The sequence below is a fragment of the Alloalcanivorax xenomutans genome (assembly GCF_032810065.1).
GTDB lineage: Bacteria > Pseudomonadota > Gammaproteobacteria > Pseudomonadales > Alcanivoracaceae > Alloalcanivorax > Alloalcanivorax xenomutans.
Window position 1 is genome coordinate 3445454 of the sequence record NZ_CP136538.1, and the last position, 11770, is coordinate 3457223.

At 62.5% G+C, this 11770-nt stretch carries 10 protein-coding genes; 2 read left to right on the plus strand and 8 right to left on the minus strand.

Features of this window, described 5'->3' with window-relative positions:
- Nucleotides 1-62 precede the first annotated feature (62 nt).
- The 4 genes from RYH70_RS15780 to RYH70_RS15795 form a co-directional block, all read right to left on the minus strand.
- Nucleotides 63-1295, minus strand: a complete 1233-nt coding sequence (locus RYH70_RS15780; RefSeq protein WP_233926004.1) for an OmpP1/FadL family transporter — start codon at nt 1293-1295, stop codon at nt 63-65.
- A gap of 356 nt (nt 1296-1651) precedes the next feature.
- A complete protein-coding gene (locus tag RYH70_RS15785) occupies nt 1652-2797 on the minus strand; it encodes an acyl-CoA dehydrogenase family protein (RefSeq protein ID WP_317009390.1) in 1146 nt (381 codons plus the stop codon).
- Nucleotides 2798-2894: 97 nt separating this feature from the next.
- Nucleotides 2895-3983, minus strand: coding sequence for a cell division protein ZapE (gene zapE / locus RYH70_RS15790; RefSeq protein WP_022996243.1), 1089 nt, complete (start codon nt 3981-3983; stop codon nt 2895-2897).
- Between the two features lie 95 nt (nt 3984-4078).
- On the minus strand, nt 4079-4708 hold the full coding sequence (locus RYH70_RS15795; RefSeq protein ID WP_026948587.1) for an alpha/beta hydrolase: 630 nt from the start codon (nt 4706-4708) through the stop codon (nt 4079-4081).
- Between the two features lie 284 nt (nt 4709-4992).
- On the opposite strand from RYH70_RS15795, the gene RYH70_RS15800 reads away from it, so the two are divergent.
- A complete protein-coding gene (locus RYH70_RS15800) occupies nt 4993-5505 on the plus strand; it encodes a YhcB family protein (RefSeq protein WP_022996245.1) in 513 nt (170 codons plus the stop codon).
- A 102-nt stretch (nt 5506-5607) separates the two neighbouring features.
- On the opposite strand, the gene sat is transcribed toward RYH70_RS15800, so the two are convergent.
- The 3 genes from sat to RYH70_RS15815 form a co-directional block, all read right to left on the minus strand.
- Nucleotides 5608-6822 carry a sulfate adenylyltransferase gene (gene sat, locus RYH70_RS15805; protein ID WP_022996246.1) on the minus strand — a complete coding sequence of 405 codons (1215 nt, stop codon included), beginning with the start codon at nt 6820-6822 and terminating at the stop codon, nt 5608-5610.
- A gap of 237 nt (nt 6823-7059) precedes the next feature.
- The gene (locus RYH70_RS15810; RefSeq protein WP_022996247.1) at nt 7060-7977 is read right to left on the minus strand and encodes a diacylglycerol/lipid kinase family protein; all 918 of its coding nucleotides are present in this window, start codon (nt 7975-7977) and stop codon (nt 7060-7062) included.
- Nucleotides 7978-8038: 61 nt separating this feature from the next.
- Complete coding sequence (locus RYH70_RS15815; protein ID WP_022996248.1) at nt 8039-8797, minus strand: Nif3-like dinuclear metal center hexameric protein; 759 nt, start codon at nt 8795-8797, stop codon at nt 8039-8041.
- A 197-nt stretch (nt 8798-8994) separates the two neighbouring features.
- Here RYH70_RS15815 and RYH70_RS15820 point away from each other — a divergent pair, with 197 nt between their 5' ends.
- The gene (locus RYH70_RS15820; RefSeq protein ID WP_022996249.1) at nt 8995-10098 is read left to right on the plus strand and encodes a trypsin-like peptidase domain-containing protein; all 1104 of its coding nucleotides are present in this window, start codon (nt 8995-8997) and stop codon (nt 10096-10098) included.
- Here the strand turns inward: RYH70_RS15820 and RYH70_RS15825 are convergent.
- Entirely contained in the window at nt 10095-11720 is a 1626-nt protein-coding gene (locus tag RYH70_RS15825; RefSeq protein ID WP_317009391.1) for a DUF4139 domain-containing protein, read from the minus strand. The two genes, RYH70_RS15820 and RYH70_RS15825, sit on opposite strands and share 4 nt — an antisense overlap.
- Between the last annotated feature and the right edge of the window lie 50 nt (nt 11721-11770).

Sequence of the window (11770 nt, forward strand, 5' to 3'; positions counted from 1 at the left end):
GGCGTTCGGAAACAAAAACGGCGCGGCCGAAGCCGCGCCGTCGAGATCGTCCCGAAAGGCGATCAGAAGGTGTAGTTGAGCTGCGCGCCCACTACGTTGGCATCCAGTTCGTAGGTGCCGGACAGGGGCGGCTTGGTGCCGTCCTGACGGGTGATATCCGCGTCGCTGACGAAGATATGCGCGTAGCCTACATCGATGCTCATGTTGTCGGTGGGCTTGAAGCCGGCACCCAGGGTCACCCAGACGCGATCAGAGTCCGGAGACGCCGCGGACCGGTTGGAAGTACCTTGAGTGGAGTCTTCCTTGGCCACGCCGAAGCGCAACACGGTGTCGTTGGTCAGAGTGTGGCGCAGACCCAGGGAGTAACGCACGGTGTTCTCCCAGTCGAAGTTTTCCACGGCGGGGTTCGGCAACGGAGCCGGCCCACTGTGTTTGACGTCCAGTGTGCTCAGATCGCTCCACTCCATCCATTCGACGCCCAGCAGCAACTGGGTACGCTCGGTCATGTTACCAGCGTAAGAGAGCTGCAGGCTGGCCGGCAGATCGATGTCGGCTTTGCCATCGAATTTCATGTCAACAGGCGCACCCGTGGCGGCCGGGTGGAAGGTGATATCACCGTCCACGGTGTATTCCATTTTGGAGCGGTAGGCTACACCAAAGCGGTTGTTGTCGTCCGCCTGGTAGGTCAGGCCGACGTTCCAGCCCACGGCGTCATCGTCGCCTTCCAGACGGGTGGCGGCGTTTTGCAGATCCGCGTCGATGGTCTGATAGCTGACGCCCACACCCAGGTTCAGTTTGTCGGTAACCTGAATGCCCAGGGACGGGTTGATGTTCACGGTCTTGACGTCGGACTCCTGCGCGTAGAAGTCACCGGAGGTGATACCCGGAGCCACGGCGTTACCCCAGCCGTTCTGGTACTCGATCTTGGTGCCAAAAGGCGCGGTCAGGCCAAGACCGAAGGTCATAGTGTCATTGATCGGCACCGCCAGGAACGCGCTGCCCACGAACGGCTCCACATCCTTGAAGTTGCCTGGACCACCCACACCATCGGCTTTGAAATCGGTGTCGATCCAGACCTGATGACCGGTCACGGTGACCTGGGCCTTCTTCAGGCCAGCCAGAGTCGCCGGGTTGTACCATTGATTGGAAGCGTCTTCACTGAGCACCCCGGAACCGGCATAGGCGGTACCCAGGGCGGAAACGGATTGATAAGAGACAGAGAACCCGGAACCCATTGCCGAACTCACCGCCAGTGACAGCGCCGATCCTACCAGAATCGCACCTTTTATTTTCATGATTTTCTCCATCATCCTGCGAGCTGAATAAAGGCGTCCTTGGGTGAAACTCTAGCTGAGCCTCAAAATCCCTTATACACCTGATAAAAGCACCCGCCTAGCCACCACATTGGGCCAATCGCCGCCTTCCGCACGGCCATACAACATGGCCTTCACGGGGCATGCGACGTTCGCGGAACCCGGATTCCTTTTATTTTCCCCACTGGAACGGGCCCGGGACGCCTCAGCGAGCACCTGTGCGCAAAGGTTATACAGAGATATACATTTGGGGAAGATTTGTATTGTAAAACCGCACCCACGTGCCGGATCGCCCCAAGGCGACCGGTACGTGGGGGGAGCAGGAGTGGAGGGGCGAATCAACCAGCGAGCAGGGCCCGGCTGATGATGGTCTTCATGATCTCATTGGTGCCACCGTAGATACGCTGCACCCGGGAGTCAGCGAACATGCGTGCCACCGGATACTCCCACATATAGCCGTAGCCGCCGTGCAGCTGCACGCATTCATCGACGATTTCGCATTGCAGGTCGGACACGTAGTACTTGGCACCGGCGGCGGTGGGGACGTCCAGCTCCTTCTTCAGATGCAGCTCCAGACAGCGGTCCACGTAGGCACGGGCCACTTCCAGCCGGGTGTGCATCTCCGCCAGCTTGAACTGGGTGTTCTGGAAGTCAGCGACGCGACGCCCAAAGGCCGTGCGCTCCTTCACATAGTCGAGGGTATGCTCGAACGCGCTTTCCGCCATGGCCAGGCCATTGATGGCGATGCCCAGACGCTCCTGAGGCAGTTCCTGCATCAGGTAAATGAAGCCCATGCCTTCCTCACCGATCAGGTTCTCCGCCGGCACTCTCACGTCCTGGAAGAACAGCTCCGAGGTGTCCTGGGCCTTCATGCCCACCTTCTTCAGGTTCTTGCCTTTCTCGAAGCCCGGTGTCCCCGCGTCCACCAGCAACAGGCTGATGCCCTTGGCCCCCTTCTCCGGATCGGTCTTGGCCACCACGATGACGATATCGGCGTTTTGACCATTGGTGATGAAGGTTTTGGAGCCGTTCAGGATGTAGTGATCGCCCTGTTTCACCGCATTGGTCTTGACCCCTTGCAGGTCCGAGCCGGCACCGGGCTCGCTCATGGCGATGGCGCCGATCAGCTCACCGGTCACCATCTTCGGCAGGTACTTCTGCTTGAGCGCCTCCGAGCCATAGTGCTCGATATAGGGAGCGACGATCTCGGTATGCAGGCCCCAGCCGATACCGGTCAGGCCGGCGCGGGAAACCTCCTCGCTGACCACCACGCTGTAAAGGAAATCCGCGCCAATGCCACCGTAGGCTTCGCTGACCATCGGGCACAGAAACCCCTGTTCCCCCGCTTTACGCCACAATTCGCGCGGTACCTGGCCCTCCTCTTCCCATTGTTCATGGTGAGGTACGGCTTCATTTTCCAGAAAACGGCGGACGGTATCGCGGAACGCTTCGTGGTCGGAACTGAAAAGGGTACGGGGGATCATGATGTTCTCCGGTTGTTGTTGGGTAAACCGGCACTCAGCCGGCGAAACAGTCAACCAGAGTGAAACAAGTGGCGCGGGCGGACAATGACCAAAACGATCAGGCCAGGTGCTCTCTCGCCAGGTATTCCTGCGATTGCATTTCCAGCAAACGACTGCGGGTACGCTCGAATTCAAACTCCAGGCGCCCGCCCGCATAGAGGTCCTCGATCGGCACCTCGGCGGTCATCACCAGCTTGACCCCACGGTCATAGAATTCGTCGACCAGGTTGATGAAACGGCGGGCGCGGTCGTCGGTGGCCACGCCCATGCGTTCCACGCCGGACACCAGCACGGTATGGAATTCCCGTGCGATTTCGATGTAATCGTTCTGGCTGCGCGGACCGTCACAGAGCGCCTCGAATTCGAACCAGACCACATCATCGGCGGATTTCAGAGTGGCGATCTTGCGCCCTTCCACCAGAATATTGCCCTGCTCCCGGCGGCGGCCATGATCACCGGAAAGCGCTTCGAACCGTTCGCAAATAAAGCGGTCCGCTTCCGGCCCCAGCGGGCAATGGTACAGCTCGGCCTGCTCCAGCAAGCGCAACCGGTAATCCTTGCCGCCGTCCACGTTGAGCACCCGGGTGTGCTGCTTGATCAAGGCAATGGCCGGCAGGAAACGGGCCCGTTGCAGACCATCCTTATAAAGCCCGTCCGGCTCGATATTGGACGTGGCCACCAGCGTTACCCCCTGGTCGAACAGGGTCTCCATGATGGTGCCAAGAATCATGGCGTCGGTGATGTCGGTGACGAAGAATTCGTCGAAACACAGCACCCGGTAACGTTGGGCGAATTCCCGGGCAATATTGGTGAGCGGGTTTTTCTCCCCCTGGCGGGCGCGCATTTCCCGGTGGATCCGCTGCATGAAGCGGTGGAAGTGCATGCGCCGTTTTTCCTCGAACGGCAGCGCCTCGAAGAACACATCCATCAGGTAGGTCTTGCCACGACCCACGCCGCCCCACATGTACAGGCCCATTTCCGGTGTTGGCTTGCGTTTGCGCAGCCGGCCCAGCAAGCCGCCGCCATTGCGTGGCTCAAGCAGCCGGTGATAGAGAGCATCCAGGGCCCGTACAGCCTCTTCCTGGGCAGCGTCGTGCATGAACTCCGGGCTGGCCAGATCGGCCTGATACTTCTCTAGCGGCGTCATCGGTTGGGCAAACTCAAACGGCCAGTGGACGGCGGCTCAATGTAGCGTTCTCATTGCCAGGAGACAAGCGACACGCGGCATCCGGGCTTCCGAATTCACGGCAATCGCGAAGCGGCCACGTCGCGCAATTCCAACAGATGACCGTGGAAAAAATGGCCACTTTCGGGGAAGCGGATCAGGTCCGGCGCCAAGGGGGTGGTCTCGACCCAGCGGAACACCTTGTCCACCGGCACCACTTCGTCGTCCTCGCCCTGCACCACCGTCACCGGGCAGCCGACCGATTCGATCTCGTCAAAGGGGTAGTTGTGCACCGCCGGAGCCACCAGAAACAGCGCTTTCGGCCCGCTGCCATTGGCGGCCAGAATCTCGGCGCCACGGGCGGCCACGAAAGTGCCAAAGGAAAATCCCGCCAACCAGAACGGCAATCCCGGGTAGCGCTTACTCAGCCAGTTATGCACCGCCACCAGGTCCTCGGTTTCGCCGATACCCTCACTGTAAGCGCCCTGGCTGGCGCCGACACCGCGAAAGTTGAATCGCACCACGGCGGCCTCCGCCTCGCGGGCGGCGCGACTCAGCGTGGTGACGACCTTGTTGTCCATGGTGCCGCCGAACAACGGATGAGGATGACAGATAATGGCGATCATCCGCGGGTTTTCGGTGGTCCCTTCCAGCACGGCCTCGAGTTTGCCTTCCGGCCCGTCCAGCAACAGCCGTTCTGAGCTCATGATTATCCTCCCGAATTCCTGGTGTGGCGCGCGTTTTCCCGCCGGTCCCTAACGCTGATCCGGCTCATGTTTTTAAATGCCGGCGGCCGTTTACAGTTGGCGCCCGGGCGATGTCTGTGCTGCAATACGGCTTGATCCGGGTACGGCACCAAACCGCGCAGTCGTCGTTGTATGGTGCATGACAATGGTGGACGGCGCGAGCCGTGTGGAACGGAGCCGGTCCACCGGGTATCTGGTGCGCCATCCGGGTAGTAGGACCTGTTCAGGGTCGCTAGGAGTATGACATGGATATGCTGACAACCAATCTGATCTCATTCGCCGTGGGCCTGGTGCTGGGCGCCGGCCTGCTTTATTGGCTGCTGCCCGCGCGCCGCCAGTCCAGCCGCGTGCTGCGCGACCGCGATGATGCCCGCCAGGCGCTCAATCACTACCGGGATCAGGTGGATCATCATTTCCTGCGTACCGCCGAGTTGGTCAACGAACTGACCAACGCCTATCGCGCGGTACATCAGCAATTGTCCGAAGGCGCCAGTGAATTGTGCAGTGAAGCGGGGCGCCAGCGGGCCGCCGCCAAATCCCTGGACGCCGCCGGCGAACAGAACATGCCGGTATCCCAACCGCTGGATTACGCGCCCAAGGCCAAAGGCACTCTGGCCGAGGATTTCGGTCTGCGCGCCAATCCGGACGGGCCGTTCGAACCGGTCAACGTGGACGACAACGCCAAGCCGGCGAACTTCGTCGAGCCGCCGCGGGATTACGCGGACGTGGACAGCGAAAGCGACGACAAGAAAGCCTGAAACCCTTCGCGGCCGGGGCCGCTTCCCACGGAGGAGCTACCAAGCTGCTGTGGGAAGCGGCCTCGGCCGCGAATCAATTCTCGATAGTCTTCAAGCAGCCGCTCAGCGGGCGGAGTGGCCTTTCAGCTCCACTTTCACCTTCTCGTGCTCTTGCAGCCCTTCGTAGTAGCGGCGCAGCACTTCCAGCACTTCCGGGCGGCTGAAGTTGTCCGGCACATCACCGCCTTCGCTCAGCAGCTTGCGCAGCTTGGTGCCGGAAACCAGTACCCGGTCTTCCGCTTCATGCGGACAGGTGCGCATGGACGCCATGGTGCCGCACTTGTCGCACCAGAAAGTCCAATCGATTTTCAGCGGCTGGGTGATCAGCGCGTCATCGGCGATTTCATCGAAAATATGGTGGGCGTCGAACGGACCGTAGTAGTCGCCCACGCCGGCATGGTCACGACCAACGATCAAATGGGAGCAGCCGTAATTCTGACGGAACAGGGCGTGCAGCAGCGCCTCGCGAGGCCCGGCATAACGCATGTCCAGCGGGTAGCCGGATTGCACCACGGTGTTCTTCACGAAGTACTTGTCGATCAGGGTGCCAATGGCTTCCTGGCGCACCTCGGCGGGGATATCGCCGGGTTTCAGGTTGCCCAGCAGGGAATGCACCATGACACCGTCGCAGATCTCGATGGCGATTTTCGCCAGGTGCTCATGGGAGCGGTGCATCGGGTTCCGGGTCTGGAAAGCGGCCACGGTTTTCCAGCCTTTTTCCTCGAACATGGCGCGGGTTTCAGTGGGCGTCATATAGATGCCGGCGTACTTGGTGGGGAACTCGCCCTGGCTGAACACCTTGACCGGACCGGCCAGGTTCACTTCGCCCTGGGCCATCACCATCTTCACGCCCGGGTGCTCTTCATCGGTGGTCTTGAACACCTGCTGGCATTCGTGGGCCTTGTCGATGCCGTACTTTTCGGTCAGCGTCAGCACGCCCATGATCTCACCGGCCTCATCCACCAGCGCCACGTCCTGCCCTTCATTCAAGCCCTCGGCGGTGGCCGCGTCGGTGGACAGGGTGATCGGGATCGGCCAGAACACGCCGTCCGCCAGCGTCATGTTGTCACACACGCTCTGCCAGTCCGCCTTGCCCATGAACCCGTCCAGGGGGGTGAAACCGCCGATGCCGAACATGATCAGGTCACCCCGCTCCCGGGAGCTGAGGGTGATTTTCGGTAGGGTTTCGGCGGCTTGCAGCGCCTGCTCCCGCTCGGAGCCTTCCAGCAGCAGGATCTTCAGCGTATCGCTGCCATGCGGTTTCACCAGTTGTGACATGTTCACTCCCTAGAGGTCATTTTTTGGGCATTAACGGGCGCGGATTATACCCGCCGGCGGCGGCGATCCTCCACCGCTACTAAGAATATTACGTTTGGGTCTTATTCTCGTGACGGCACTCTCATCCCTGCCGGGAAGCTGTAGGAGCCAGCCGGGGCGGCCCTCCGCCTGCAGGCGAACAGGTTCCGGGGTCGAAAAGATTCGCCAGCAAGGCTGGCTCCTACCGCGGCTAAGGATCTATTGCGGCACCCGGACCAGCACCGCCTGATTCTCCAGCGCGATTTCCGCGGGCAACCAGCCGGCCGGATCGCCGTCCGCCTGAATCGGCTCCGGCCCCGGTCTCGGCCAGGCCGCCTCGCCCACCGGCCGGACTTCACTGCCGGCCAGGTACCGGGACACTTCCACGGTGACTTTCTCCGCGCTCACCGAAGCCACGCCGTCCCGCCGCTCCAGCCGTCCCAGCATCAGCGCCACCAGGCATCCCAACAGGAACCACACCCCGGAGCGCTGAAACAGCAGCACCTGCAACTTGGCGCGGGCAATATTGGCTTGCCGGCTGAGCACGAAACTGCCGCCGTAATAACGGCCATTGGTGATCACCGCGGAGAAACAGTCCAGGGGCCGGCCATCCACCGCCACCCGGTAGCTCACTTTGCCGTAGCGGGCCAACTGCCGGATCATGCTCAAGGCGTAGGCCAGCTTGCCGATCCGCCGTTTCAGAATCAGGTCCACCTGATCGACCACCCAGGCGTCATAGCCCACCCCGCACATGACCATGAAGCGGCGGCCATTGAGCGTCGCCGGCGTCACCGGCAGGGAGCGGCCGGACAGGACCACCTTGGCCGCCGCTTCCGGATGACGTGGCAGCCCCAGTTCCTTGGCCAGTACATTGGCGGTGCCGATCGGGAACAACGCCAGCGCCACCCCGGGCCGCAACCCGTTGAGCACCTCGTTGACCGTACCGTCACCACCGGCCGCCACCACGCAATCGCCCTGGTCTTCCAGGCCTTTCAGGTAACGGATCGCATCCCCGGGAGAGCGGGTGTGATAGAGGCGGACGCGCGCCCCGCCCTGCTCCAGGGTGCGGATAAAATGCCGCAGCCGGCGGTCCCGACCGCCGCCAGCGGTGGGATTGAAAATGACGGTTATGTTCATGCTGTCCTGTACTGCATGCGCCCGGCGCGAATGGCACGCCATGGCGAATCAGAAGGGGGCCTCAAACCGGGTTGTCGATATCAATGAAGGTGTGTTCCAGACCGTATTCATCCGCCAGCCATTCCCCCAAGGCCTGCACGCCGTAGCGCTCGGTGGCGTGATGGCCGCAGGCGAAGTAATGGATGCCGGTTTCCCGGGCGAAGTGGGTCGTGGGTTCGGAAATCTCACCGCTCAGGTAGGCGTCCACGCCCAGCGCCTGGGCCTGATCGATAAAGCCCTGGGCGGCACCGGTGCACCAGGCCAGGGTCTCGATCTCATCCTGGGTATCGCCGATATGCAGCACCTGACGTCCCAGCACCGATTCCACATGGGAAGCGAACTCGTCAGCGGTCATCGGCCCGTCCAGACGCCCCACGTTGCCAATCGGAAAGCTGTCCTGTGGCTGTAGCCCGCCCTCCACCACCAGGCCCAGGCGCCGCGCCAGCTGCGCATTGTTGCCCAGCTCGGGGTGGGCATCCAGGGGCAAGTGATAAGCGAACAGGCTTATGTCATGCCGCAGCAAGCTCTGCAAACGCTGCTTCTTCATGCCGCGCACCCTGGCGTCCTCGTTCTTCCAGAAGTAACCGTGATGCACCAGAATCGCGTCCGCTTCCTCGACGATGGCGGCATCAATCAACGCCTGACAGGCGGTGACGCCGGTGACCAGATGACGCACCTGCTCGCGCCCTTCCACTTGCAGGCCGTTGGGGCAGTAGTCCTTGAACCGGTGACTTTGCAGCTCGGTGTCCAGCACCGACAACAGACGGTCTCGTTTCAGCATGAGGGCACCCTCCCGGAGTCGATTGGCAGCTTACGGCAAGCCCATTCTACCGTCGATCTGCTACCATGAGCGTTTTATGGAACCACCGCGGCGGCCCGCTCAGCCCGGCAAACTAGCCGGTTCGCCGGACCGGGGCAAGTTTCTCTCCGTTTCTCTACAACCGGTGCGCGCACCGCGGCAAAGAACGAGGCATTTTCATGGGGGCTGTAACTCGACTGATCCGTTTCCTCGCCTTACCGGTGCTCGCCGGTTTGCTGGTGGGGTTCGGGGTGCTCTGGTGGCACCAGCAGGGGCCGGGTTCCCCGCGCGGCCAGGGCGCTCCCAGCCCGGACAGCTACGCCAGCGCGGTCAACCGGGCGGCGCCGGCGGTGGTGAATATCTACACCACGCAGATCGTCTCCACCGGCGCCATTACCCAGGATCCGCTGTTCAACCGCTTCATGGAACAGCCTCGCCGGGAGCGCGCCCTGGCCAGCCTGGGTTCCGGTGTGATCGTCGCCGACGACGGCTATATCCTCACCAGTTATCACGTGATCCGGGACGCCGACGAGATCCTGGTGTCGTTGCGCGACGGCCGGGATGCTCCCGCCCGGGTGGTCGGCACGGATCCGGAGACCGACCTGGCGCTGCTGCAGATCGCCCTGGAGGATTTGCCGAAAATCGAGCTGAACGGTCCGGATCAGGTCACCGTCGGCGATGTGGTGCTGGCCATCGGCAATCCGCTGGGCGTGGGCCAGACCGTGTCCATGGGCATTGTCAGTGCCACCGGCCGCAGTCATCTGGGCATCGCTACGTTCGAAAACTTCATTCAGACCGACGCCGCCATTAACCGCGGTAACTCCGGTGGCGCGCTGATCGATACGCGAGGTCACCTGATTGGCATCAACACGGCGATCCTTTCCTCCACCGGCGGCTGGCAGGGCATCGGCTTCGCCACGCCCGCGTCCATCGCCCGCGAGGTGATGTCGGACCTGATCGAACACGGCCGGGTGATCCGGGGCTATCTCGGTGTCACGGTGCAGGACATCACGCCTTCTCTGGCGGAAACCTTCGATATGGACCGGGTGGCCGGCGGCGTGATCACCCAGGTGGTGGTGGACAGCCCGGCCAATCAGGGCGGGCTGCAACCCGGCGACGTGCTGATCGGCATCGACGGCGAGACCATGAAGGACGGTTACGAGGCCATGAACCGCATCGCCGGCACCGCTCCGGACACCAAGGTGACGCTCAACGTGATCCGCAACCGCACCCGCATGGATGTCGAAGTCACCATCGGCACCCGGCCGGCGGCGGAGGGCTAGCGCGGCAGGCCTTCCACTCCGGTCAGATCCATGTCGGTGGGGTAACGCAGTTGGAAGCCGTGCTCCAGGCGTGTCTCCTGATCCGCGGACACGGTGCGCTCCCAGGCCATCAGCCCCTTGATATCGCGGACATTGCTCTGGTCCGGCTTGGCCCCCGTGGCTTCCAGCTTGATGCGGTCATCATTGGGCACCGGCTGACGGTCGTACAGCACCACGTCCACCGGTTTATCGTAGCCCGAGGAAACGGTAATACTACGCGTCACCGTAAGCGTGTTCTCCTTGCTGATCAGGCCGGCTTCGCCCCGGCTGGCGGGCTCGGTGACCACTTCCACCCGCAGCCGGGGGTCGTCACCAAAACTCATCCGCACCGTTTCCCCGAGCTGGATGCCTTCCGCACGGCCATAGCTGGACAGCCTTTGCCCGTCACGCAGCACCGTCACCTGGCCGCTCAGCCAGGGCACGCCACTGCTGTTTTTCCATTCGCCCACCAGCAGCACCGCGGGCTGTTGCCACAGATAGCTCTCGCGGCTCAGAGTCACCGGTACCACCGCATCCTGATAAGCGATGCGGGCGGTACTGCCATCGCTGGCCAGGGTCAGGGGCGCGTCCAGCGGCACCCGCATATCAAACCCATGAGCCACTGGCTGCGGCGTCGGAGCCGGCGCGGCGGCTTTAAGGCTTGATCCCGCCATCGACATGTCCGCCGCTTCGTAGGCCACGTCTTCCCTTGCCATCGATTTCATGGCTTTCGGGGGATTGGGGTTAAGCAGGCCGATGATCCACGGCTGCGGTTCCGGTACCGGCCGATAGCCGGCCGGCAACAGCCCCAGGGTGGCTTTGACGTCGCGCCAGTCCTCACCGGTGTTGTTGCGGACCTCGGCGTAGGCGTTCAGGTCGATCTGTTCCGCGCCACTGTCCAGGTTGGCCTGGAGCTGATTGCTCCAGCCGGCCTGGTGGGTGAAGTAGCGCAAGGCCAGATCGGCGGTGCCGGCCTGTTCGGCGACCAGATCCACCACCAGCACCTGGCGCTGTTGCTGTTGTTGGCCCAACTGCGAGCGTTGCTGCTGCAGCGCCCGCAGTTGCCGTTGCCAGTCCGGCCGTTGCGCCGCCCGCTCATTGATCGCGGACTGACGCTGATTGACCGCCTCACGGATCTGAGCCCAGGCGCTGGCCCACTTTTCCACCGGCACTTCGCTGTACAGCGCCGGCCCTTGCGGCGCCTGCCCGAGCAGCGATTGCAACTGCTGGATCTGTTCCTGGTCGAGGCGGTCAGCGGTGGCGGCTTCCTGGATGCGTTGCTCCAGCGCGGCGATTTGTTCATCCAATGCCTGGCGGCGCTCGGAGACATCCTCGGCGTTACTTTCCCGGCGGCGCTGGACGCCCTCGAGCACGGCCCCGTCGACTTCGATCCTGAGGCGATCCAGATCCAGTTCCGGCAGACCAGCAATGGTCAGTTGATGCTGCCCGGCCGGCAACGGCTGACTCAACGAACGGGTCAATTCGGCCTGGGAGGGAAACAGCAGCACCTCGGTTACCGGAGCGGTGACGGGAAAGACCGCGGCGAGCGCCGCGGGCGGGCACAGACCCGCGATCAACGCGGGCAGCAGCAGGCGTTTCATCATGGCGTCCTTGTATGACTAAACGAGAGTATGACCAAACGAGCGTCTGACTA